Here is a 25,446-nt window from a genome sequence, read left to right as displayed (position 1 = left end):
TTATTCAAAACCTTCAACTTCAACACCCATGTTTTTCGCAGTACCTGCAACAATACGCATAGCAGATTCCACATCATTGGCATTTAAGTCCGGCATTTTGTATTCTGCGATTTCACGCAGCTGATCCACTGTGATTTTTCCAGAGATCTCTTTCTGATTTCCTGAAGCTTTTTTGATTCCAGCAGCTTTTTTGATCATCATAGCAGCCGGAGTTGTTTTGATTACGAAGTCAAAGCTCTTGTCTTCGTATGCAGTAATGATAACTGGAACGACATCACCGGCACGTTCTTTTGTAGCATCGTTGAATGCTGTACAGAACTGCGGCATGTTGATACCGGCAGAAGCCAGTGCAGGTCCCGGTCTAGCTCCCCCTGCAGGGAACTGAAGTTTACAAACTTTTGCAACTTTCTTACTCACAAGACATTCCTCCTATATTTAAAAAGTCTTATGCAGTGGTCAGAATGAAGGGTTGCCTCCTTCTCCCACGCATGAAAATACCACGAAACCGCGGTACTTAGTATTGTAATATGATTCTATTGGAATTGCAACTGTTTTTTGAAGAAAATAATTCTTATGTGAAGTGAAACCAATACTTGAAAGACAACTAAGAATGAGCTATAAAAAGTGTTTGCAGTCTGTAAAAAAAATATAATTAAATAAAAAGGCGCATACATCACGCCTTTTTCAGTACAAATTATTTTTGATAACAACATTTATGAATATCTATGCAAACACACGAAAAAAAGCTGTAACGTTCTGCAGCCCAATTTTATTGACTATTCGTTACAGCCCCATCTGTGTAGTTTTGTATGTATTATTTGTTAACTGCAAGCGAATCCTTCAGTTCCTGCAGGGTATCACAGGTGAATAATAAAGTGGATACAAGGTCGAGCTGTTCCATCGTTAAAGAGCAGAGCCATGTTGAGCAGTCTTCATGATATTTGCTTTCCATTTGTCGCCTTAACAATGCTCTTTCACCTTCTTTTTGTCCCAGTTCAATTCCTTGCTTCACCCCCTGTTTAATACCATGTTCAACTCCTTGCTTAATTCCCTGTTCAACGCCATCTTCAAAGCTATCCCGAATAGCATTTTTTTCGCGCTGTTCCTGTATCTGTGTTGCCATCGCTATCGACCAGAGGTCTTCCGCATCATGGAATTTTTTGTACTTTTCCATAACCTTCTTCACCAGCCTTTCCTCTGTTTTTAGTATACCATCTTCATCATTATTTTTAAACAGGTAGCACAATTGTTCAAAGTCATTCAGCTTTTCAAATCCTTTACGCTTGACGATTGCATTGATTTCCGGCAGATAGATGTATATCCTCCTCATTAAGCTACGCTTACTTTCCACTTCGCCTTCCTCATTTCTCATCTGATAGTCATCGATTAATTTTCTGGTGTGTTCTGCGTAGGAATCGAGAAAGATGATCTGATAGACAGGTAGGAGTTCGTAATATCTTTCTCCGTTATCAAGCTGATTCGATAGCATTCTGGCACCGTACAGTTCAAAGCGCTTCAACTCTGATTTCTTTGAATAGGTAGTCTGCATTTCGATTCCGTATTCTCTTCCTTCATTGTCCTTCACACGGATGTCCAATACCATTTTTTTCTTTTTGAGAATAACAGGATCCAGATTGGGATTCAATACAGTGCTTTCCTTAGGATGGATCCCGGTCACTCGTTCAATAATGGTGTTACGGATAAAAGCAGCATCTTCATCCTCCGTGCCAAGAGCAAATTTAAAGAAAATATCGTTATCATAGTTAAGTCGTTCTTTCACCTCCTCTTCTTTCATATCTTTGTTTCCTAATACATCTTTTGTAAGCATAGTGTTCACTTCCTTTCGTATGCAGTCTTATGCTTTACACTATTACATACGTAAAGAAATGGCAGAACTCCTAAAAAATTAGAAATTAAATAAAAAGTTTTTATTTTCAAGTGATGTTATCATCTATCAAAAAGTATAACTGCTTAATTCTTTTACCAGATAGCAATCCAGTATTGTTCCTTTAGATGTATTTAGAATCGTTTCTATGCATTAGTGAACAGGGACTTCCTGTTTACAGTATGAGATGAATGAGAAACAGCAACCATTTGAAAAATCATTGTTTGTATTTTTTACTATAAGCTGCATTTAATTATTATGTTGCTTAAAAATCATAAAAAGTCCGATAAACATTAACACCACTGCATATATCCTTGTTTCTCAGTGCAGTTTCTATGCAGTTTAAACGGGAAAAGATACTTCGGACTACCTAGTCACTCATATACATCGGATTCTTTCTTCGATACTGAAACAATGCTAGATATCCTTGTAGATAATGAGTTTTTACATTTCGTTTTCCACGAAAAAAAGCTTTGATTTTCTCATGCAGATTGTTGATTCTATCAAATGTATATCCCTCAATTTCCTTTATGCGTGAGGGAATCTTTTTCCAGTCTGCATCAAGGTGCTTCATTAAGGGATGATAACTTCTCTGGCTGTCTGATACGATTTTCATTCCATGAGATATTGTTTTATCAAATATCTCTATTAGTGTTTTAGATTTAGGTCTGCCCCGATCAGCTACTGCAAGCACGATATTATCATGGACATCCACTGCACATGCTATAGCGATTTTATCTTCACTGATTCCTTTTTTTCCAGTTCGAATATAGCCCTCTTGTTCATACGTCAAATAGGTTTCATCCAGTTCTGCCTCATCTGAAAGAATGTCCTCATTCATGATTTGAACGAGGACATAAAGAATCTTATGACGACAATAAAATGCAGATGTTACACTGATGCCAGTCAAAGCAGCCATTGTTTTCAGGGAATCATTATTCAATGTACTGCTAATCATCATCTTCCACTGTTCACAAGATAAGCGGCTATAGAACATTAACGTATTATGTCGTAAAATAAACGTTTTATTGCAGCTGCATTTGTATCTTTGCAGGCCTTTCTCTGTTTTTCCATTCTTATGGACATGCTGACCTCCACATTTTGGACAGGTTAGTATACCATCATGTAGATCTTCAACCATGTGCTTATATAACTCTCTTTTCAATATATCGTTGTTTAATGCATTAAAGAGCTCTTTAACATCATCAAATGAATATCGCTCCATTAATTCTTCCATACATTGTCTTACATCCATTTTTTCTTTATTTGCTTATTCCATATCCATCATCTCCTCGATGGACATAGTATATACCCTATTCTTACATCATTTATGTAACAACATAATAATTAAATGCAATTTTATACTTTAAACTGATCCCATAATTGCAGGTTCACTGACACCGTCGATTATGACGGTAATTGCACAGGATAACGCAAGAGATCGTACTTCTTTGCTCTTTCTTTTTACCGCAACTGCAAGGCATGCTGCCCCCTGATTCAGATTATTCAGTACCATAACAGGCATTACGATTGGATCATATCCAATCGTTTCCAGCATTTGGAATGCGCCTGAATTCAAAGCCATGTGCATAACCGGACATTATTACGAATGGAATGATTGCAGTTAAGCTACCGATACCTAAAAATCCTGTTGTATCATATAGCCACATCACGATGCTGGCAAAATACTCACAAATGATTGCACCAACAGGGCTGATGATACACATAGATAACGCACCATAAAAATGATGGTTAAAAGAGGCTTCAGAATTGAGCGTAAAGCATCTGGTGAATGCTTTGCGATAAATTTTTCAATATAAGACATCACAAATACTGTTAGAATTACCGGGAAGATAGAGCTTGCATAACTCGCCGGATAAACAGGAAGTCCAAATAGATCAAAAGAGGTTCCTTCCGCAATTGCATTCATGAAATTAGGATGTAATAGCATCGCACCCATGAGCATACCCAATCCCAAATTTGCTCCAAACTTCTTTGCGGCAGTCGCACCAATAAATACAGGCATAAAATAGAAACCAGCATCTCCGACAAAATTCAAAATCAGATACGTACTGCTTTCTGTGGAAACGATTTCGAGCATTTCCAATAAGAGAACAACAGTTTTGAACATACTGGCACCGATCATAATCGGTAAAAGCGGTGCAAGACATCAGATAATACCATCCAAAATCAGTTCTGTATGAAACTTTTGTTTCTGTTGTTTCTGATCAGCATCCGGAGTGTAAGCATCATTGAATTCATAAGCTTCGCAAATCATTTTGTATACATCTACCGACAGCCTGTCCGATGATAATCTGTAATTGATCATTCGACCATTGCGCATCAATCATACCGAGCATTTGTTTGATCTCTTCAATATTTGCCAGTCCCTGATCCTTTATATTGAAACGAAGTCTTGTGACACAGTGGGTAAAAAATGCTACATTGCTTTTCCCACCAATCACCCCTATGATGGAATTACATAATTCTTCATATTTATTTTTCTTTGCCATAAATTTTCTCCTTTTTAAAATAAGCCCCAGCCAACAGAAAATATAAGTTGCTCACTTATTTCTTCTCCTGTGCTGGGGTGATGCCCTTTCGGTAGCAATCCTCTCTGACACATAGTCGATTGACATGTAAAACCAAATATAAGATTTCTTCATCATTCAATGCTAATTCGTATTCATTCTGTAAATAAGCACGAATTTTCCTGACACATGCATACGTATCCGGATATTGTTCGATTACCGTCTGATATACCTGTTCAGTATCAGATGATAACTGTGATTGTATATTCTCTCGTTTCATCAGATATTTCATGTGTGATACGAAACGGGAATATGATACACTGTTTTTATCGATATAGATATGGAAATATTCACCGATGATCTGTGTGATTTCTTCCTGCAGTTCTTCTTCATGATCGGATTCGGGAATATTGGATTCCAATGTTTCGGCATTAATCAGATGCAGGGCTATGTTGCTGATTTCTGCTTTTGGTAAATTGATATGAAGCTGTTTCTTAATCAGTTTTACTGCAAAAACACTGATATCATAGACATCTTCATACAAATGTCTGATTTCATATTGTAAAGGATTCTCAATCACCAGATGTTTCTTTTCACGTTCTATCGCAAAATTGATATGATCTGCAAGGGTAAAGACAGATTGGAGCTGATTGTTGTATCGATATTATTTCTGAATTGTTCCACGATTATGGAAGATACTTTGAAGATTTCATCCGGAATTTAATTCAGTAAATTGACATACATTTCATTGACACCATAATACGTTTGCTGGATCACATCCAAATCATTTAGTGTATAAGGTCCACACGCAGCAAAGAATCACCGCATTTAATCTTATCACCCTGTTTTATCAAGAGCTGAAATCCTTTTCCCTCTAATGAAACAGTATCAAGTCCAACATGGATCAAAATTTCAGCGCCGTTTTCTGCCTGTATACCGATTGCATGCAAGGATGCAGGAATCAAAGTGATCAAACCATTACAGGGAGCATAAATAACATCATCCTGTAATGCAAAGGCAACACCTTCACCCATCATATTAGATGCAAATACATCATCTTTTACCTCGCGCTGAGGAATTTGAGCTCCATTTGTACATGAAGTTAATGAGACTTCTTTTCTTCTTTTGAAATATTGAAAACACGTTCATCCTACTTTTTGGATGATGATAAAAAAACTCCTCTTTTGCACATCATCCAGGTTACTATTATGCTAATTAGCCAATAATGAATCGCTGGTGAAGCCTCCGAGGAGTGACTCTCATTAATTACGCTTACATTCTACTAACATACTTTGCATCAGCATCTGTTCTTCCATCGATATCTTTCTTGTCTCCCTTATACTTGCACCCTGCATAAGTTTCTATGATTTCCCCATTTGCCGCTATTTCTTTACCGAAATCCGATATGTTCTCATACATATATGATTGAAAATATTCATTCTTTCATCCCGACAATCTATCAACAATTTTTTGAAGTTCGTAAATACGCGATCTGAGGAGACCGTATTCTTTCCTTTGCAGTTTTCTAAACCGCATACACGTCGGAGTGAAGGGTTTCTATTCAATTCTCTACGTAAAGACGCTACAGTCCCGTGCCCGAAAAACCGATGTGCAAGGTATAGTTTCCACATCACATCGATTGGATAGTCATCTCCTCCGTTGCTGCATTTACGTTCGAGTAGAGATATAAGTCCTTCTCAGGGATGTTGCTCAAAACATTGACAAGATCCTGAAGACCTCCGAGATATTCAAAATCAGAAGTAAATTGGGTATAGTCAGAAAAGCTTAACTGTGGTAAGATAGATAACGCAAGGAACACCTCACTTTTATTTGTTTGGTCACTTATATTATAGCGGTGGTGTACCAAAATGTCATTAAAAGCCTTTAAATAAAGGCTTTTATTGTGATTGGTCGTAATTTTTTGTTGCTCTTATTACTTAATTCCGTTGATATGATGTTTATCGCAAAATATGGTACCATTTCTTTTTTGTTTTCCTCTTTTCGCTTTTATTTATCATTCATTTTTTACATACGAAATTACACTATAAAACACATACAACTTATACAAATCAAAATTATATAGGGAAGTAAAGACTTCAAATTTATGTTTAAATCAAAGTAAACATCTATATGCGTAATTTTTCTCTTATTTGTTTTATCACCTGTATTTGAAATATTTCAACATATTTTTTTATCCTTTCATGAAAATCTTTTCCCTATTCAAATATCTATTTTGCGGAACCAAACACAAAGACCAACTAGCATCCCAATACTGTATAAAACACATAACAACACTGCTTGTTGTAAATCTATATTAAATACTCTACCCACCACCAAACTGCCTTGTAGATAAAAACATGGTATCCATAATTGCAAATCAATAAAAATCTGATTTTCCATACATACATAAAATAACGCCATCAGAAGTCCAAAGTAAATACAGGTATCCACTTGCTTTCGGCATAAATAAGAAAACATGAAAATCAGAATAGTCAAAAAAAGCAATGTAAATAAATAAAGAGGTAAATTTGTTAAAAAATAGCCTCCTGCACTAATTAAAGTATCCTCTGCAACACTATAAGGATAGACAAGCGATCCTCCTCCATAAAGTAACCAAGTCAATACTATTATACTTCCAAAAGATATTAAGAGGAAACAAAATATTAGTATGATGATAACAAGTAGTTTGGAAAGCAAAATACGTTCTCTAGATATCGAATACGTGTAAATTTGCTTGAATACGCCTTCTTCAAAATCCTTACATACAATCATCGGAACAATGCTTAAAGCGATTAGAGTAAATATCATCAAGGAAACATTGTTATTCAGAAACAGAAAGAAAAAATTAGCGCTTTGATTTTCATAAGGTGTCGCATAAGGTGAAATTTCATTATTTAACATATAAGAGGTCCAACCACCCTGCTTTTGCAATTCCTTCAACTCATAGGAAAGAGGGAAGTCCTGTTTCTTTTTTAGCCAAGTAATTTCACGTTTATAAATATCATCCTGTAGTTGTAGTTTTTGATTCAAATGTTCAGTATATTCCTTAGAATCATAGAATTGCATTAACATATAGTAATCTTCATATTCTTTCTGATAGAAATCCTCTTCTTGCTTGTCACCGTCAATTACAGCATTGTCTAAGGCACTGTAAATAAGATAGGCATCTGCATATGCCTGATTTCTTTCCTTCTGCATATAGTTTTTTGCCTGTGCATGATTATAGGGTATGTGAAGTAACAGAAAAATCAGCATCGCCATAAGGATATAAAACGTATATCTGCGGGACAAGACACGTTTTAATTCTTGAATAAAATATACCTTCATAAGGCTCTCCGAAATACCTTCTGGTAATATTCTTCCATGTCAATCACCTTTTGCTGAACCTCTGTGATCATAATACCAGCACCGCTTGCTGCTGTTAAAAGTCTTTGCAGTCCATCTACGGTTAGAAATTCCACACAGACATGCTCATCATTTATTCTATTACATGTTCCCCCATCTTGCTGTTGCGTGAAAAGCTCGCATAATTTTTTCGATTCTGTTGTTTCTAATATATATTGCTTTCGCTGTAGCATAGTATCATGCGTTTTTATGATTTTTCCCCGGTCGATACAAATGATGCCTGTTGCAATTTTTTCTATTTCTCCTAATTGATGAGAAGAAATCAATATACTCATATTATGCTCCTCTACTAGCTTTCTTAAATTATTTCGCAACAGCATTACCCCATCTGGATCTAATCCATTCATTGGCTCATCCAATATCAAAAACCGCGGTTTCGCGAGTAGTGCGATTCCTAATCCAAGCCGTTGTTTCATGCCAAGAGAGTATTGCCCGCTTTTTTTCTTCAAATCCTTTTGCAATCCAGTAAATTCCTTAACCTTCTCAAAATGTTCAGTTTCTGTTTTCCTAAGGCCTGCGAAAAATTTCAGATTCTGTTCCCCAGTCATTTCTGAATACATTCCAGGAGCTTCTATTAATGAAGATTGTACTGAAAGTGCTTTTTCTCGATCATTTTTTATAGAATAGCCTTCTATAAAAATATCGCCTTTCTGAAAAGAGACAAGGCTATTCATACACTTCATCAAAGTCGATTTTCCAGCACCATTAGGACCAATCAAGCCGATGATTTCCTTTTCTTTTATCGCGAAACTTACGTCATCCAACACCTTTACTTTCCCATAATATTTCGTCACATGTTGAACATCAACTATATAGTGCATTTTTAATGACCTCCTTAATACTATTAAAATTTATGTTAAATCAAGCACGCCTATATAAATCGCCATATTTCTTACTTTTTTTCATAAGTGATTCATGATTTCCTTCCGCTATCACTGTACCATTTTCCATTAAATATATATAATCCATATCAGGCATGTATTCAAGATTATGCGTGATTAATACAAATATTTTATCAAAGCTTATTTCATTGAATAAACTCAGTAGTTCTACTTGACCTATAGTATCAAATGCACTTGATGGTTCGTCTAATATCAATATATCAGCAGTCTTGGCTATAGCCCTTGCTAAGACTATTCTTTGTAACTCACCTCTAGATAACATGATACCCTCATCATCAAATTCTGTACTCAAAACAGTTTCTAGTTGATTCTCTAATTTCTTTACTTTATCTATTAATCCAACTTTTTTCAACAATTCCCATGCATATCTTATATCATTCTCATCATATGGTACTTGCTTCAGAAAAATATTATCTATTATTGATAATGCATATATCTGATAATCTTGAAAAACTACTGAGCTCCTTTTCCTTAATTTCATGGTTTCTATATTTATAAATCCAGATGAAATATCATATAAACCACATAAAATTTTTCCTAAAGTGCTTTTTCCTGCACCATTTTCACCAACAAGTGCAACTTTACTCCCTTTTTTTAATGACATATTTATATCCACCAATGTAAAAGGTTGATTTTTATTATATCTAAAGCAAACATTCTTCAATTGTATTTCATTTATATTAAACAAATCCTCTATACTATCGCTTGAAACCTCTTTGATAAAATTATCGACATCCACAAGATACAGTGAATTCTCATAAAATTTAGGAATAGTTTGTATAACATTATTTAAATTATTTTCAATCTCCATAATACTGTTATATAAAACAATAAAATCACTGACTAGGATAGTTTGTAAAACTGTTTCTCTTGCTAAATATAAAATGATTACACCTTGAAAAAGTAATTGTACAGAATCTTGTAATGATTTCAAAAAAGAAGTTTTATTACCTGCTGAACTTTGAATATTTATACGCCTACAATTTTCTGTATAATATATCCCTTTGAATTTTGAAAATATATTGTATATTCGTAATTCCATTGCATACTCACGAAGATACATTATTCTATTAATATAATCAATGTTTCTATCTACTTCCGATATTTGCAAATCTGTTGTATAATACACTTTTGATAACTTATAATTAATAATTGTAATCAAAGCTAAACATACAATTAACAATATCAAAACAATTGAATCATAATATATAACAAAGCTTGTCAATAATAATATCGTTAGTATTTGACGAATCAAAGAATACATGTTTTCAAAATATATCATCACATTATTCATGCCATAATTCAGTATAAAGTAAAATTCGTTATATAGTATTGGATCATCATAATCTGATAGTTTTTTACAAATTGAACTTTTATATATTATCATGACGATTTCTTTTTGCAATTTAGTTTTTTCTATAGGTATGATCAAGTTATTTATATAGTTTGATATTGTCTGCAAAACACAATTGAATAAAAAAAATGTAACAATCAATTTCATAATATAGTATAAATCACCTACTATTAGCCCATCTAATATGATTTTTAATAAATATATATCAAAAATGCTAAAAAGCACCTGAATAACAGAGTCAATCATATTATATATAAAGTATCTGCGGCTTATTTTAACACCTATTCTAAGCCATTTCAGCAAAATTCTAATTTTATACATTATATATCCTTTCTTTTAAACAACCAACAACTAATTATAAATAATACAAATATTGAGACTATCAAGACAATGATTGACCATAGAAAAGAGAAGCCAATATATCCTGTTACTGCATATATTGGATTACGGCTCGTAATAGGATTTATCAGATTATAAATAGCGGTAGCTGTTTCCGGTGGTGATAGAAAAGCAAGTACAAAGGAAATCAAAAGACCTGTAGAGGCTGCGGCTATAGGATTCGTCAATAGAATGTGAAAAAACAAATGTAGTACAACATAAAACATAAGTAATACTGCGGAGAACAGAGTACATGCCAATATCACCTTCCAAAACGGCATAATTCCCATGTCAGGCTGTGGCTCCATATCTCCAGGATTTAATGGTGATATTCTTGTATTAAAAAAATAAATTTCTTTTTCTTCATTATAAATGTAATTTGTTTTCTTTATATTATTATCAAGTCCTTTAAAACTCATAAATCCTTTTTCATATGCAAGTACAGGTGCATTCACATCTGCAAAGGTACTAGATACTCCAGTAATTAGAAATACAGAAAACAGAGGCAAAAGAAATAGAACCGCGATCTTATTGAAATATTGAAAGCAAAGTCTTTTCAAATAATAACAGCGCTTCTTTGGCTGTGTTAAAAGCAATTTCAGGGTGCCAGATTGCTTATCATAGAATATCATATCCATGCATATCAGTGCGCTCAGTACAATCAACAAAACACTCGATAAATTTTCATAAATAAGATAAATCGAGGACATAGCGCCGTAGGATGCAGAAGACATTGGAACTAGATTATGTTCATGATAAAGCATATACATCTGTGCTCTTCTAACAATGCCGCTAAATTCCTGTATGACGCTTTCAGGATTCCCGTATAAATCAGTTTTGACCAAGAAGGAATATGAAGATGATGTCATATCATATTGTTCTAACATATGTTCCATATTTATTTTATCATTCATTAGATCAGTTTCAGAAATGCTACCACTAAGTCCACTTGCTGTATAAAGTTCAAAGCGGTACAAAGCACTTAACAAACATAATTTTGTCATATTATGCGTATAGGTCTGAAAATCTTTTTTTGTCAAAGCTTTCTTTGCTTCATCAGCATAGGTTTGAAATTCAATAAGAGATGTTTTAATTTTCTCTCTTTCTTCTTTATTTATGATGTGCATGGACACTTCCTGAAATGAAGGCATGACACTTTCATATGTCTGAATGACGTTGATTTCACTTTTCTGAAGCTCTGCTGTTTCCTTTAATTTGTATAGCTGACTGTAAGAAATAAATAAAATGAATATTAATATGGCCAGAACTCCTTCTTTTTTGATATTGTATATGGACATAAAGAATCTTCCCTCCTTATGTAAAAGTGAAGAGACTTGCCAGTCTCCTCACTTACTTGTTAAGCCCAGTCAGGTCCACCAGAACCTGTACTCATTTGCATCGTAACTCTATAAGATTCGTTATAGTTGTTCGTATACATTGTGACTGTGCATCTGCAATTTCTTTTACATGCACAACGTGCACTTCTTGTACTTGATTCAATGGTCATAACTGATTTTTGAGTTTTCTTAAAAGACATCTAAATCACCTCCCTTCTTTCTATAAGTAGTGATAACAAAATGTCTTCACCTACTATCTAATTTTCTTTTCACAACCTCAACTAGCTTTTTGAATGACGATACGCCATAATTATTCAAATCACTTTTTTCAAATTTTATTAAAAACAAATCCTCTATCTTTGATAATAAATCCACCATATCTAAAGGCGACAATCCAATATGTGTGCTTGTAAGAAAATCATCTTTATGTTGATATATAAATTTTATTCTTAGCCTAGTTAGCATGAATATTTCATTTGCTACTATTTCTTCGATTTTATCCATCATGACCACCTTTTAAACATTTCATCAACAATTAATTCAATATAAGATTCGTTTTCAAAATCACCTATTTTCGTATCACTTTTTAATTTTTCGACTTCTTCTGCAATTTCGTTGGAAGGAATTCTCAATGTTATATCTATGAAATCATAAGTGAAATCCCCAGAATTTACTTTTAGCGCATTTGAAACATGTATAGCATCTATTGGTGATTCATATTTTCTTTGTAAATAATTGTTTAATTCGCTTATAAAATTTTCCTCTAAATGTTGTATTGGTAGATTTATAATATTATAATCCGGGTTTACTGATTCATAAATCATATAGTTATAAACACCAAATGAATTCATAATTTCATCATTATAACGCAGTAACCCATCATTAAGCTCTATTATTAAAATTTCAGGCAAATCAGATTCTATGATTTTACGAATATATTGATTCAACATAAAAATTGCTTGTTCAGGTGGATATTTTCTATTATAAAATGATTCTGGAATTATCCAACTATCAAGAACCTTACAATTACATCTTTTCATAAGAGAAGCAACTTTTATACCTTTTCTCATCAAAATATTTTTTAGTTGAAAAACAATTAATTCACTATCATCTGATGGCACTAAATTATTTACAAAGACTATAGGGATATTGGGATAATAATATCCTAAATCTTTGAACTTAGGAAAATCATTCACTTTCAAGTAACTGTAATTGTCAACATTCACATTCAAATTAATATATGAGCTAACTTTTATATGAGGTGACAAATTTAATACTATTTCCTTTAGTAGATTCACATTTTGTTGTGATAGCTTATTATCTAAAATGATTATTTCATCTGCTATATCTTTTACATCATAAATATCTTTTATCAAAATTCCAATTTTTCCTCTATTTACACTATAGCCTAAATCTTTTCCAATAAAAGAAGTACCCATAAACGAAGCAATAATTGTGTCAAAATTTCTTCTAGTATATTCTAAACAGAAACCAAAATCATTTTTAGAATAAGGGAATATTATAGTCTTTTTCATAACCTTATACTCTCTTTCCTTTTATATTCTCCACTAACTAGCTCATTAATAAAAGAGTATGTAATTAATGCTCTATGCCAGTCTGTTTTAATAATACGACACCTTTGTTTCTTTGAGCTCATGTTATCGAAACCTTCTATTGCGTCTTTGAAACATGATTTACATTCTCTGAAAGCAAAACAATTCAAACAATCCTCTTTCATTGCTGAAGCACAATTAAATACTTTGCTTGATTTTTCTAAATCTAAGCCATCTTTTATGTTACCGATGATTGCATCGTCCAAATTTTCACTATACTTTTCACAAGCATAAAATTTTCCATAAACATCTACAAATAATTTATTACAACCAGGTAAGCATGGACCAGAAGGTAGATCGATTTCAGGTAATGGATCCATTCTGCATAATTGTGACATGACCTTTAAAATATCCGTTTTATTTAATTCAAACATATGTAATTCGTCTTCCATATCTACATAGCCTAATACATCTTCTAAAATCAAAAAATCATAATAATTACGTTTTTGTATGTAGTCTTCACTGGCTTTTAATTTATCATCCATAAAAACATCTTCTATCTCAGCAGAGCGAACACTAATCTCATTTAAAAACTCATTTTCTTGAAATAATTTAATATATTCATCTAAATTCTCCGTAGGATCAATAACAATATTTAATGTGGTATTCTCAAATAAATTTGGAAATTCATTTTTTATAATTTTGAGATTCTTAATAATATTATCGTACACACTTTTATCAATATTATTAAATTTTCTATTTTTATCATTTGTTTTTTTATTCCCGTCCAAACTTATCATTAATTTAAATTCAAATTTATCCAAGAACTCAAGATTTTTTTTATTTAATAAAGTAGCATTTATTGTCATAGAATATGTTTTGTATTTCCCGCAAAATAAATGATCAAAATATTTAGTAGATTTCTCGATTAGGTCAAAATTGCAAAGAGGCTCTCCACCATAAAATGAAAGATCTACCCGATCTGCATCGACTGAATGCTCATAGAAATAATCAATACACGCTTTTGCTGTTTCCCAAGGCATATTTATACTTTCATGCTTTCTTGTTTTATTATTTTCTTGCGAAAATGGACAATATGAGCAACGCAAGTTACAATTTCTCGTTACTTGTAGAATCAAATGCGTTAAGTGTCTATCCTGCAATATGCCAAGATATTTTGTTAATGGTTGTTCCAATTTCTTCACTCTAACATCCTGAAAAAAACCTTTTTCCTTTAAAGAAAAAAACTCATCAGTATTTGGAATTTCGTTTTTTAATAATGCATCAAATAAATCATTACTAATTCTCTCAGCTTGATTTATATTAGCATCATAAACATACGAATACAAACGAGTTCTGTATAAATGCCATATATTATTTTTCATGTCCCCACCCACCTCTATACTTATGATAGCACTTACATTTAACTAAGTCAATAAAAAAAGACAGAATGCAGAAGCTGCTCTCTGCCCCGTCATATGAGTATTCAGGAACTGTTTGTTCACTATCTATAATATTTTGCCTGCATCGCATACAGCTCAGCGTACAGACCATGCAAGTCAAGCAGCTCCTCATGTGTGCCGCATTCGATCAAGCTCCCCTCCTTTAAGACAAGAATCGTATCACAAAACCTCGTACTTGACAGACGATGGGAGATATAAATAGCAAGCTTTCCTTTCACTAGATTGGAAAATGTATTGTAAATTTCATTTTCTGCTCTTGGATCCAATGCTGCTGTAGGCTCATCCAACACAATAATCAAAGCATCTTTATACAATGCACGGGCCAATTTTTGTCCCTGTCCTCCCGAAGGTTCAAAACCATGAGGATCAAAGTCCTTGTGAAGAGCTGTATATACCCCCTGATCCAATGCTGCAATAACCTCCTTCATGCCAAGCTGCTGCAAATCTTTTAAAATGCGCGCTTCCTCTATCTCATCCTGCAGGCCGATATTCTCTGCAATGTTGAAAGAGAAGAGTTGATAATCCTGAAATATGGCGGATATCTTTTCCTTGTATTCCTGATACGAAAACTCCTTTATATTGATACCATTGATTAAGATTTCACCGCTCTCAGGCTCATATAAGCGGCACAGCAGCTTGATAAAGGTAGATTTTCCAGCTCCGTTTTCACCGACAATTGCGACCTTTTCCTTACCTGAAAATCTGCAGTTCACCTTATGAAGCGCCTGTTTTGATTTGCCCTTATAGGTGAAGCTTACATTACGAAATTCAATAGATTCAATTTCCTCGGGAAACGAAACAGAAACTGCTGTTTCCGCATGAATTTTCATGGGCAGATTCAGATAACGCTCAACCGATTCAAAATAAATACTATACTGCCGCACATCATTGATACTATCCAGCACATCGTTCATGGCATCGGTAAAGGTTGCGACAGCATTGATATACAGAGTGAAATCGCCAATCGTTATGAGATGCCTGGAAACCGCATATATCATATACAGGTACGCAATTCCCCGCTGCAGCAGATCAACAAAATGTAAAATAACCTGTGAATAATTCAACAGCTGCATCTGCCGGCGGTAAAAGAGCCATAGTTCTCTGAGAACGCCTTGCAGCTTCGAAATAAAAAATTCATGCTGCCCGTTGATTCGTATTTCCTTTGCATAGGCTACATCGGATAGCAGGCTATTCAGATAGGACAGCCTTCTCTCCTTAGGATTCTTTTGCATTTCCAAATCTGCATAGCGCCTTTTTAAATGCATTTGTGCTATGCTGTTGAAGAGAACCAGAATAACAAATATGACTAGTATCATTGCATTCATCGCCAGTAGCACTGAGAAAATGGTAGTAAATATAAAAAGCTTTCCTATGATATTCACAGCTCTATCCAATACAAAGCTGAAGCCCTGACCATTTGCGTACAGAAATTTCTCAGCGTTCTGCTTCATATCCAGAAAAGAGGAATCCTCTAAATTTTCAAAATCTGTCTTAATCAGGCGCTCTCCAAGCTCTGTTTGAAATCGCTCCAGTATGATACAGCGTTTATAAAATGCCGTATTTTCAAAGTAGCTGGATAAAAGCTTTGTCAGAAAAATACCTGTTGTAAAAAACACAACCAGCTGTAATAGCAGATGAAAATCATTTTCTCCCATAAACTCATCGATAATGAATTTAGGAAAAATCATAATTAAAATAGGTGTCAGAGAATTGCTGATCTGATACAAAACTAGAGAGATCAAATACCCCTTATCAACCCTCCATGCATAACACCATAGAAATTTTAAGCTTCGAAACATTACCATCATCCTCTTTTCATACGTTCTGCGCGCGTGTGTTTGCTCTGTCTGTGTATCAGTTACCGGTATGCTTCATCAGCCGCGCCCATTAACGTAACATTGTTTTATTATAAGGAAATTATAACGTAACATTGTTTCATTGCAAAGTGATATCTGATATTTCCCTTTTAGAATTTTATATGCGATAGCTGATTCACAAAATGGTTATTATTTTCAACAGATGACAGATGGCCTCTGATCACTGCCTTGCTTACGTTTATTATGAATATCCCTGATGTTTACCACTATTTGTTTTTTTAGCACGATAGATTAACAGTCTTAATTTCCCTTATCATAATAAAAAGGACATTCTTATCAATAGACAACCATGGTGTACCTCATCCCCTTCTACCTTACAGACCTGTCTTTTATGACAGATACCGCCCTGGCTTTCCATCTTAAAATTCCCCTTGCAGAATGCTCAGCCTGCAACGTGCTAAAAACAACTTTTTTGTACCTTTCATACGATATGTAAACGTTTCCGCTCGTAATTTCACAGATTTCATTATATAATATAGATAATGAAACAAATTAGATGGGAGCTGACAACATGAGCAAAAAATCAAAAATCATCACCGGGCTGGGGGCAGCATCCACACTTGCTGCCGCAACCGATTTCTTTCTGTGCCGGACACTGTTCGACCAGACGCTGAACCGAAAAAAACTGAAAAAGGGGAAGCAGCTGAGTCTGGCTGACGCGGATCTGAATGATGAACAGAAAACACGGCGCCACAAGGAACTGCTGCTCTGTAAGAAATGGCTACAGAATGTTGCTGTTGACAAGGTATCTGTAGAGAGTGAAGACGGTCTGCAGCTGGTTGGCATGATCTATCCTTCCCATGACCATACATCACACCGCTGGGCAATGGTTTTGCATGACTACGCCTGCTGCAAGGAGGATATGCGGACAATCGCAAGAGCCTTTCATGAACAGGGCTATCATGTGCTGACCCCGGATGCGCGCTCACACGGAGAGAGTGAAGGCTCTTTGATTTCACTTGGCTGGAATGAGCGCAAGGATCTACTTCGCTGGATCGATGCGGTTCTGGAAATGGATTCACAGGCGGAAATCGTTTTGTATGGCATTTCCATGGGCGCGGACACGATTCTGTTCTGTCCGCAGGACAAACTGCCTGCCGCAGTACGCTGTATCATTGAGGACGGCGGGTACACCTCGGTGTATGATATTCTTTCCTGGCAGATGACGCATTATTATAAAATGCCTCCGTTTCCAATTCTTGATTCCATGGGTGTTCTTGTAAAACAGAAAATGAAATTCGGTATCCGTAAGGCAAGCGCATTGCCGAAAATGGAAAAGGCCGTACTTCCAACCCTGTTTCTCCATGGTGAAAAGGATGTGCATGTGCCCTGCGATATGGCATTTTGCCTATATGATGCCTGTCAGTCCGCGAAGGACCTCTACATTGTGGAAAACAGCGGACACAGAGCCAATATGTATGAACAGCCGAAGGCGTATTATCAGAAGATTTTCCATTTCCTCGATGAGCATATGAAATAATGCATATCGAAAATTTCATTCAATCGTGTACAGTAAAAACAATCCTGCATGCTTCTTAAACAGGATTGTTTTCTTTTTCCTTCTATTCTTATTTACGTATCGGAAAACAGATTTCTGTCACAAATTCCTTTGGATCATCACATTGTCCCCAGCCCTTGTGATAGATACAGAAATTCGCTCCGTTCAACTCATATCCGCTTTCCTTGATCCACATCGTAATCGCCATGCAGACCTCAGTAATCTGGCTGTAATCACCGGTAAAGGTTACGCTGGCAACTGTTTCATCCTTCAGCTGACGGAACCGGATATCCTCAACATCCTCATAATCACCGACTACCTCCGTGGCAATTTCTAAATCAACATCCTTTTCTGAAAATCCCTCATCGAAGAAATATGCGCGAGCATTCTGCGGCTGTGCAAAGGTGATATCCAGATGCTTTTCCGCAAGGATGCTGTACATCCTCTTCCATACCAGATCCTCACGCTCATATGTGGGAATCACAGTACGCAGGGTTGCGGCATACATTCCTTTGATGTGTTTGACTTCTACCGTATACTTCATAAACGTATCCTCCTTATCGAGCAGCTTCTGTGCCCGTTTCAGTCGAATCAGTGTATTCGAAATCCTTTGCTGTTCCTCTTCCAGTTCCTTCATACGTATCTGAAAATACCGCTGAATTTCCTGCGGACTGTCATACTGTGTCATGATTTCCTCCATCATGGCGACACTGAAGCCCGCCTCCCTTAGAAACCGTATTTTGGCAGCCTCAAAAATCTGTTCATGTGCATAAAAGCGATATCCGCTCTTCTCATCCACATGACAGGGCTTCAACAGATTATGCTTCTCATAATACCGCAGCATCCGGATACTGATTCTGGACAGCTTCGAAAAATCACCGATTTTCAACATGCAAGGGACCTCGCTTTCCTGAGCTCATACGAAGTATACGCTATGACACTATGTCAGAGTCAACCTGTTTTTAAAAATATTGTACTGTTCGCGTATCCAGGCAGATAACCCCCAGTCTGCTATGCATATCATCCGCCGCACAGCCGCAGTCAATGTCCACAACCCGTGCAGTTTTCAGATCTCCTGTATCCGTCCAGATTGCATAGGGACGCTCCTGCTGGAAAAACAGTGTCGGTGTATGTCCGACAATCACGGTACGATCATCAAACGGGCGTATATGTACATCCATGCGATCCCATACAAACTGCTCAATCACTGCTTCTGTTCCTTCCATATCCTGCTGTGTAACGATACCGTGTAAAAATTGCGTCTGCGCACTGCCGTGTACAAGGTAGAACAATTCATCATTCACCCTGAGATCACAGACAGCAAGCGGAAGCTGATCCAGATAGTCCAGAAGCTCACGCTGCTGGATGTTATTCAAACGTTCAAAGGCATCCATGGTTGTTGTACATTGATTGTGTTTCCAGCGATCCATGACTCCCCATGCCTTATGCATATCGGTGATCACATGATGTACCGCTTCATAATACTGCTTCATCATATACTCATGATTACCCAGTAGCATATGTACATTATCTCTATTCATAATATCAAGAAGGATGGCAATCCCATCCCTTCCGCGGTCAATCACATCCCCCAGTATATACAGCGTGTCCTCCTCCTTCAATGCAAGAGCCTTGAGCATGGCATCATAGCGATTCTTCAGACCATGTACATCACTCATGACATAGGTACTCATAAACATCCCTCCTTACTTTAACCGACAGTTAAATTTTTCAATATTATGTTAACCTGTCCTCCATTGCATGAAGCTCTCTTCTGCCGTATACTGTAGATACAGGTACTTGTAGAAAGTAAAGGTAATACATATGGATATTGGAAAAAACATCGTTCGTCTTCGAAATGAAAAGGGCTATACTCAGGAAGCACTGGCAGCGCTGCTTCATGTCAGCTCTGCGGCCGTGAGTAAATGGGAGCATGGCAGCAGCTGTCCCGACATATCCACACTTCCCATTTTAGCACGAATTTTTGATATCAGTATTGATGAGCTGTTGAATTTTGAAAAAAATCTGAGCGAGGTGGATGTGAAAACGCTGTGTGAGAAACTGCTGCAGCAGTTTCAAAGCGCTCCGTTTCATGAAGCGATGACGTATGTCACAAGCATGATACGGCAGTATCCCAACAGTGAAAGCCTAAAGCTGTCAATTGCTCGCTTATATATGCAGGTGCTTTTGCTGGTACAGGAGGAAGACCAGGCAAATGAATTTTTGGCACTCGCAAAGCAGCTGGCAACTGAGGTTTCACAATCAGCAGATTTAGAGAAAAAACAGCTTGCCGGTATCCTCCTGGTGAACTTTCTGTCTATGGAGCAGCGCTATGAGGAAGGTCTGCAGCTGCTTCAAAAGCTGCCCAGACTTGCGGACACCTCTTCTCTGGAAGGTACGCTTGCCATGCAGATCAAGGATGAAGACGAGGCTATGCATATGCTGCAGGCACAGCTGTTTTCCCACTATCATCAGATAGGGATGATACTGTTAAATATGTGTAATCTGGCAAAGCGCAATAACCGTATGGATATATTAAGAAGCTATCTGCAGCTGATGGAAGGCTTAAACCACCTGTTTCAGCTCCCTCTCCCGATAATGTCCCAGCTGTATATCTACAGTGCGGCACTACATGATGAAGCGGCCACCCTTCGCTATGTAAAGGAATATATCGAACAGCTGAAAGCTATGGATGATATCCAGAAGCAGCGACAGCGGCAGCTACATGACATTCCCTGGTTTGACCATGTAGAGCTGAACGCTCAGGGGCCCGCCAGGGGAATCATGCGGGCGCATATAAAAGATATTTTAGAGGATATGGCACAGTCTTCCGCCTTATCATTTGACAGTGTACAGCAGCTGTTGAAAGAGGAAATCGCCTTGTTAAGTAAAGAATGATGCATGAAAACACAGTGGATTCCAGATAAAAAGAACAGAGCGCACACATATGGTTCTGTTCTTTTTGCCTTTATCCTGACTATAGATGTTTTCGCACTGTAACTTACAGCAATTCGGTATGCAGGCAGAGCTGTTCCAGCAGCTGCTCTTTCTTTTCCTCATCCTTGAGCTGTGCAAATATCTCATCCTCCACACTGCGAATCCAGTATACATGTACGCCTTCCTTTTTTAAATGCAGAGGTAACGGATCACCGCTTTTATCATCATCGATTAGCACACAGCCATACGTTTCCTTGACCGGGATATCCAGCGTATGTCCGTGTCCGACGCAGTCAATCGCATGCCATGGAAGCGAACACAAGCCGGCGATCGAGGAGAACAGCTCCATTTCATCTTCCCTGCTTAACGAACTGCTGGGATATTGAACAGCATATTCACATCGGGCATAGTCTTCATACTCCGCATAATAACGGTCTGCATTCGGCATAGAAAACATACCGGCCCCAATGGTAAAGCCATAGGACATCCCATCCTTTTCAAAGGTTAACAGCAGTCTGCTTGGAAAACGGTCTTTATTTAAGTCATAGCAGTTGGTAGCGGCCCCGAACAAATCACTGAGCTGTGAGAAATAAGGGGTGTTATAGTTTTTCCATACCTCATTAAATTCCTGTTTCCAGAACGTCTTCCCTTCCAGTATACGTTCCACCATAGGGCTTGCATCCTTCAGCCTCCATGCAACCATATTGTTTTCCTTGGCATACAGAGCATAGCCGGGAAAGTTGTGACCGTCTGCCCAGGATGGTATGACACAGACAATTTCATTGTTATGCAGTAAACCGGCGATATGTCCTTCCTTACTCCAGACAATTTCCAGCTCATCCTCATTCCATGGTTTTATATCCATATCCTCATCTACAAACATAGCAGGCAGTACCGGCTGATGATCCTCATCAATTTTATCTTTCTGAAAGGAAAGAGGTGCCTCCACCAGATTTTTCACCCAGCAGGCAGAGCGGGCAATCAACCGTTCATTTTCAAAATCTAGATCATACATATAAAAATAAATACTCTCTCCATCACTGATGACGTCAGCCGCAATCGGACAGAGCGGTGATTCTGAAAACTTCAGGCTTGTTTCTTTTATTTGTTCCATGCATTTCTCCTTTTATTCGTATGGCAATATTATACAGGAAAAGTGAGAAAATAGCACTTGTCGAAACCCGATACAGGACTTCTTTTTATAAAAAATCCCTGTATGACTGCAATCAGCGTTCCTCTTCATAAGAACAAAGGAGCTTTTTTGCAATTACACAGGGATGAGAGACAGATTTTGCTTCCTATATACTCACTGGTTATCGAAGCCAGGAAACATAAGTGTCCTCCTCTTCTAAAACCAGGTGCATGTATGTTATTTCTGCTTTACACCGTAAGTGCCTGTTTCCATTTTCCGCGACGGTAATAGATGATCGCGGCAATCACAGATACAAGCGTTGCGGCAGGAATTGCAAGACCAATTCCGGTAAGATCATGATTCCCATATTGCGACAGAATAAATACAAGAGGGATACGAATACATAGAGATGCCGCTATACCATTTACCATGGCGAACAGAGTTCGCCCGCAGCCATTGAAAAAGCCGTTCATTGTAAATCCAAAAGCAACCAGCAGAAAATCATAGCGGAAATAATGCAGATATTGTTCTCCTGCAATGATAACTGCACCCTCTGCTTTGAAAATCCGCAGGATGCTTTCAGACGATATACCGGCCCAGATAAAGAATACCATGGAAGCGGTAAAGGCAAACAGAACGCTGATCCACAAGGCTTTACCAGCACGCTTCCAGTTACCGGCTCCTATATTCTGTGCGGCGACTGTACTGATGGCGGATGCGATTGCCGTTGACGGAAGCATGGCAAAGCCTTCGAATTTATTACAGATACCGGCAGCAGCACTGGCAGCGACACCGAAGCCGTTGATAATTGCGGCAATGCAAAGAAAAGAGATTGCTGATATGACCTCCTGCAAAGAAATAGGCAGTCCGATTTTCAACAATAGCAATGCCTTATCCTTATGCAGATGAAAGCTGGATACATGAAAATCAAAGCTGAAATTCTGTTTACGCAAAAACCATGATTGCCAGAATCAGCGATACACCCTGAGAAAATGTCGTCGCTATTGCAGCACCTGCGGCTCCCATATGAAAGCCGGCAACCAGCAGAAAGTCCAGCACGACGTTGACAATACAGGCTGTTATGATAAAGTACAGCGGACTTTTAGCATCACCCAGACCTCGAAGAACTGCGCTGACTGCATTATAACCAAAGCTGAAAATGATACCTATACTGCATATATTTACTTCATTCTGTTTCGCGAAAGAAAAGCATTAGTTTCCATAAATAACGATACAGGGATTTTTTGTTTGTGGAAATGGTCATATGTGTATATATTCATACTGTAATTCATTTGATTCTATGGAAGCAAAGACTGAACGTTTAATATCACTTAAATAAACCACCGCCGGATATAGAAAAAGCATCCCCCTATAAATTCGCAGGGATGCTCTCTTTATTTCAATTCCTTGATTGTTTTGATACCCTCGGCATCAATATAGGATATGTTCAGCTTATCGCCTGTTTTCAGGAATACGAGCTGATTTTCATATTTCGTCGTAAAGCTAATCTTATAAATATCGCCCTTTTCCGACTGAATATAATAGATCGTATTGCCGTCCATATTGATTTTTTCCACTCCGGCAACCGTAATATCTTCTGTTTTTAAGGACTCCTTACTGATACTGTCCTCACTGCCGCTTCCCAAAAGATTCAGTGTCTTTTTAAACAGGGCATCCAGACCTTCATCTGTGTAAACAGTAGCAACCTTCTGATAATCCACAGCAGAAACCGTTGCATACATTTTAATCAGACCATTGTCCTTCAAAGACATTAGATAAACCGGGTTTCCCTTGATGTTGATCAGCAGCGGGAAGGTGGACTGGTAGCCGTAGTTTTTCACCTCGGACTGCGCACTTTTCATAGCGCTTTTTTCATTGGCACCCGCCGTTGCGATTTTCATCGCTTCATGCGTGCGCAGATTCACCAGCACAAAGCCCAGATTGGATTCATCTGCATTTGCGGAGGTCAGTCCGCTGTACAGCCAAATATCCCCGTTCTTTTCCAGATAATTATAGCCCTCGGATGTTACAATGACACCGGTCTGTCCAAACTGGGAGTTCCAGAACCCCTTCTTCAGACTGCCGTTGTCGTCCAGCTCCTCCACAACAAGAGATTCCGGATAGATACGGTCTGCCCAGGAAGGTATATGCTTGGTATCATACTTCTCACTTTTCCCGGTGATCGGATCCAGGAATACGGCTCCGGTCACACGCTTCTTATTTCCGACGCCGGAATACGTATAGGTCGTACAAATGTACCACGGTCTTCCTTCCTCATCGATTTCAAAGGATGGCTCTCCGAATATTTCTGTCGGATACTGGAAACGCAGATGACGGCTCAGATTATCATTAAAGTATGCAGAAGGTACATACTTCATACCATCCAGACCGAGATCCTTCAGCTTCACCAGCTGCGTTTTTCCACTGGTGCTGTCCACCGTGATATAGGCCGGCACCCCGCCGCTCTTGTTTTTGAAATATTTGATAAATCCGTTATAGGTTAACGGCGTCACGCGATACACACTGTCCTTGTAGGAAATCTGTGTATACTCATTGCTGACATCAAACTGGGATACCCACTCCGTCATATTGCCCATAACCTTATCTCCCAGACGGATAGAGCTGTCACGGTCGATGATCGGTGTCTTTTTAAAGTCCACCTGCGGAACCTCGCTGAAATCCACATCCTTTGGTTCAATTCTCTGTGAGAATGCCTTTGCATGGAAGATACGTGAAGTAACCAGCGTTGCGGCGGATGGGAAGACAACCACAAAAATCAGTGCCAGAATAGAGATCTTGCAAATCGTTCCCCAGCGCTTCTGTTCGCTTGTCATATTGACGACATTCTTATTATGAAAGGATGAACGCCAGTTCTGAAAAGAATCAATCTGCCGTTTGGTAAAGGAAAATACAATCAGCAGCACCAGCAACGGTCCAACGCTTAACGCAAGAAACTTCCAGAAGGCAGGTGCATGCCAGTTTAACGGCGGCAGCATCACATAAAACATTCCGAATATGTACAGTGCATATACGGGAATCAGAAAATATATATTTTTTTTCATCGCTTATCCCTCGCTTTTGAATGCTATAAATATATCATATTCCAGCCTGTTCGTACACTGTTTTCCTATAAGTTTGTTTTTCAAACAACTACGTAAGTTCTATGCTGCACAATTATATCCGTTACCTTTCAC

General features: G+C 37.4%; 24 protein-coding genes and 2 pseudogenes. 2 read left to right on the top strand and 24 right to left on the bottom strand.

The features are described from left to right. The 18 genes and pseudogenes from rplK to ACG3M1_RS04030 all read right to left on the bottom strand — a co-directional run bounded on the left by rplK (nucleotide 1) and on the right by ACG3M1_RS04030 (nucleotide 16,607). Entirely contained in the window at nucleotides 1–417 is a 417-nt protein-coding gene (rplK, locus tag ACG3M1_RS04115; protein ID WP_257327977.1) for a 50S ribosomal protein L11, read from the bottom strand. A gap of 397 nt (nucleotides 418–814) precedes the next feature. Continuing rightward, nucleotides 815–1,828: an Rpn family recombination-promoting nuclease/putative transposase gene (locus ACG3M1_RS04110; protein ID WP_257366422.1), complete on the bottom strand. Its 1,014-nt coding sequence runs from the start codon at nucleotides 1,826–1,828 to the stop codon at nucleotides 815–817. A 427-nt stretch (nucleotides 1,829–2,255) separates the two neighbouring features. After that, nucleotides 2,256–3,122 (bottom strand): IS1595 family transposase, encoded by an 867-nt coding sequence (locus ACG3M1_RS04105; RefSeq protein WP_257335845.1) that lies wholly within the window; start codon nucleotides 3,120–3,122, stop codon nucleotides 2,256–2,258. Between the two features lie 129 nt (nucleotides 3,123–3,251). Continuing rightward, on the bottom strand, nucleotides 3,252–3,443 hold the full coding sequence (locus ACG3M1_RS04100) for a hypothetical protein (RefSeq protein ID WP_257335844.1): 192 nt from the start codon (nucleotides 3,441–3,443) through the stop codon (nucleotides 3,252–3,254). Nucleotides 3,444–3,554: 111 nt separating this feature from the next. Beyond that, a complete protein-coding gene (locus ACG3M1_RS04095) occupies nucleotides 3,555–4,034 on the bottom strand; it encodes a PTS transporter subunit EIIC (RefSeq protein ID WP_395815423.1) in 480 nt (159 codons plus the stop codon). Nucleotides 4,035–4,143: 109 nt separating this feature from the next. Continuing rightward, nucleotides 4,144–4,398 carry a PTS transporter subunit EIIB gene (locus ACG3M1_RS04090; protein ID WP_257335842.1) on the bottom strand — a complete coding sequence of 85 codons (255 nt, stop codon included), beginning with the start codon at nucleotides 4,396–4,398 and terminating at the stop codon, nucleotides 4,144–4,146. 55 nt (nucleotides 4,399–4,453) lie between these two features. After that, entirely contained in the window at nucleotides 4,454–4,876 is a 423-nt protein-coding gene (locus tag ACG3M1_RS04085) for a PRD domain-containing protein (RefSeq protein WP_395815420.1), read from the bottom strand. Next, nucleotides 4,856–5,047 (bottom strand): annotated as a pseudogene (locus tag ACG3M1_RS04080) (PRD domain-containing protein); the annotation flags it as partial. The pseudogene ACG3M1_RS04080 and the gene ACG3M1_RS04085, both read right to left, overlap by 21 nt. Before the next feature lie 157 nt (nucleotides 5,048–5,204). Then, nucleotides 5,205–5,513 (bottom strand): annotated as a pseudogene (locus tag ACG3M1_RS04075) (PTS sugar transporter subunit IIA); the annotation flags it as partial. A gap of 285 nt (nucleotides 5,514–5,798) precedes the next feature. Beyond that, nucleotides 5,799–6,056, bottom strand: a complete 258-nt coding sequence (locus ACG3M1_RS04070) for a transposase (RefSeq protein ID WP_395815417.1) — start codon at nucleotides 6,054–6,056, stop codon at nucleotides 5,799–5,801. Between the two features lie 580 nt (nucleotides 6,057–6,636). Next, a complete protein-coding gene (locus tag ACG3M1_RS04065) occupies nucleotides 6,637–7,743 on the bottom strand; it encodes an ABC transporter permease subunit (protein WP_257335841.1) in 1,107 nt (368 codons plus the stop codon). Continuing rightward, on the bottom strand, nucleotides 7,740–8,642 hold the full coding sequence (locus ACG3M1_RS04060; RefSeq protein WP_257335840.1) for an ABC transporter ATP-binding protein: 903 nt from the start codon (nucleotides 8,640–8,642) through the stop codon (nucleotides 7,740–7,742). The genes ACG3M1_RS04065 and ACG3M1_RS04060 overlap by 4 nt, the downstream gene beginning before the upstream one ends. 40 nt (nucleotides 8,643–8,682) lie before the next feature. Continuing rightward, complete coding sequence (locus ACG3M1_RS04055) at nucleotides 8,683–10,398, bottom strand: ABC transporter ATP-binding protein/permease (protein ID WP_257335837.1); 1,716 nt, start codon at nucleotides 10,396–10,398, stop codon at nucleotides 8,683–8,685. Next, nucleotides 10,398–11,753, bottom strand: a complete 1,356-nt coding sequence (locus ACG3M1_RS04050; protein WP_257335836.1) for a hypothetical protein — start codon at nucleotides 11,751–11,753, stop codon at nucleotides 10,398–10,400. The genes ACG3M1_RS04055 and ACG3M1_RS04050 overlap by 1 nt, the downstream gene beginning before the upstream one ends. 285 nt (nucleotides 11,754–12,038) lie before the next feature. Further along, nucleotides 12,039–12,296 carry a hypothetical protein gene (locus tag ACG3M1_RS04045; RefSeq protein WP_395814962.1) on the bottom strand — a complete coding sequence of 86 codons (258 nt, stop codon included), beginning with the start codon at nucleotides 12,294–12,296 and terminating at the stop codon, nucleotides 12,039–12,041. After that, nucleotides 12,296–13,327: a hypothetical protein gene (locus tag ACG3M1_RS04040; protein WP_257335834.1), complete on the bottom strand. Its 1,032-nt coding sequence runs from the start codon at nucleotides 13,325–13,327 to the stop codon at nucleotides 12,296–12,298. Before ACG3M1_RS04040 ends, ACG3M1_RS04045 begins: the two co-directional genes overlap by 1 nt. Continuing rightward, nucleotides 13,324–14,730, bottom strand: coding sequence for a radical SAM protein (locus tag ACG3M1_RS04035; RefSeq protein ID WP_257366423.1), 1,407 nt, complete (start codon nucleotides 14,728–14,730; stop codon nucleotides 13,324–13,326). Before ACG3M1_RS04035 ends, ACG3M1_RS04040 begins: the two co-directional genes overlap by 4 nt. 119 nt (nucleotides 14,731–14,849) lie before the next feature. Further along, complete coding sequence (locus ACG3M1_RS04030; RefSeq protein WP_395814958.1) at nucleotides 14,850–16,607, bottom strand: ABC transporter ATP-binding protein; 1,758 nt, start codon at nucleotides 16,605–16,607, stop codon at nucleotides 14,850–14,852. Nucleotides 16,608–17,196: 589 nt separating this feature from the next. On the opposite strand from ACG3M1_RS04030, the gene ACG3M1_RS04025 reads away from it, so the two are divergent. Beyond that, a complete protein-coding gene (locus ACG3M1_RS04025) occupies nucleotides 17,197–18,165 on the top strand; it encodes an alpha/beta hydrolase (protein ID WP_257366425.1) in 969 nt (322 codons plus the stop codon). 88 nt (nucleotides 18,166–18,253) lie between these two features. Here the strand turns inward: ACG3M1_RS04025 and ACG3M1_RS04020 are convergent, their stop codons facing one another. Both ACG3M1_RS04020 and ACG3M1_RS04015 read right to left on the bottom strand, forming a co-directional pair. Further along, nucleotides 18,254–19,075 carry a MerR family transcriptional regulator gene (locus tag ACG3M1_RS04020; RefSeq protein ID WP_257335828.1) on the bottom strand — a complete coding sequence of 274 codons (822 nt, stop codon included), beginning with the start codon at nucleotides 19,073–19,075 and terminating at the stop codon, nucleotides 18,254–18,256. Between the two features lie 70 nt (nucleotides 19,076–19,145). After that, complete coding sequence (locus ACG3M1_RS04015; protein ID WP_257335826.1) at nucleotides 19,146–19,877, bottom strand: metallophosphoesterase; 732 nt, start codon at nucleotides 19,875–19,877, stop codon at nucleotides 19,146–19,148. Nucleotides 19,878–20,007: 130 nt separating this feature from the next. Here ACG3M1_RS04015 and ACG3M1_RS04010 point away from each other — a divergent pair, with 130 nt between their 5' ends. Then, complete coding sequence (locus tag ACG3M1_RS04010; RefSeq protein WP_257335825.1) at nucleotides 20,008–21,081, top strand: helix-turn-helix domain-containing protein; 1,074 nt, start codon at nucleotides 20,008–20,010, stop codon at nucleotides 21,079–21,081. Nucleotides 21,082–21,184: 103 nt separating this feature from the next. On the opposite strand, the gene ACG3M1_RS04005 is transcribed toward ACG3M1_RS04010, so the two are convergent. The 4 genes from ACG3M1_RS04005 to ACG3M1_RS03990 form a co-directional block, all read right to left on the bottom strand. Continuing rightward, a complete protein-coding gene (locus ACG3M1_RS04005; protein ID WP_257335824.1) occupies nucleotides 21,185–22,234 on the bottom strand; it encodes a hypothetical protein in 1,050 nt (349 codons plus the stop codon). Nucleotides 22,235–22,500: 266 nt separating this feature from the next. Continuing rightward, complete coding sequence (locus ACG3M1_RS04000; protein WP_257335823.1) at nucleotides 22,501–23,205, bottom strand: MATE family efflux transporter; 705 nt, start codon at nucleotides 23,203–23,205, stop codon at nucleotides 22,501–22,503. Beyond that, complete coding sequence (locus ACG3M1_RS03995; RefSeq protein ID WP_257335852.1) at nucleotides 23,198–23,413, bottom strand: polysaccharide biosynthesis C-terminal domain-containing protein; 216 nt, start codon at nucleotides 23,411–23,413, stop codon at nucleotides 23,198–23,200. The genes ACG3M1_RS04000 and ACG3M1_RS03995 overlap by 8 nt, the downstream gene beginning before the upstream one ends. A gap of 233 nt (nucleotides 23,414–23,646) precedes the next feature. Beyond that, nucleotides 23,647–25,314: a hypothetical protein gene (locus tag ACG3M1_RS03990; RefSeq protein WP_257335822.1), complete on the bottom strand. Its 1,668-nt coding sequence runs from the start codon at nucleotides 25,312–25,314 to the stop codon at nucleotides 23,647–23,649. Nucleotides 25,315–25,446 lie beyond the last annotated feature (132 nt).

Source organism: Clostridium sp. 10cd*, from assembly GCF_044336395.1.
GTDB lineage: Bacteria > Bacillota_I > Bacilli_A > Erysipelotrichales > Erysipelotrichaceae > Clostridium_AQ > Clostridium_AQ innocuum.
Note: the sequence above shows the minus strand (reverse complement) of the source record. Positions and strands in the feature narration are given on the sequence as shown.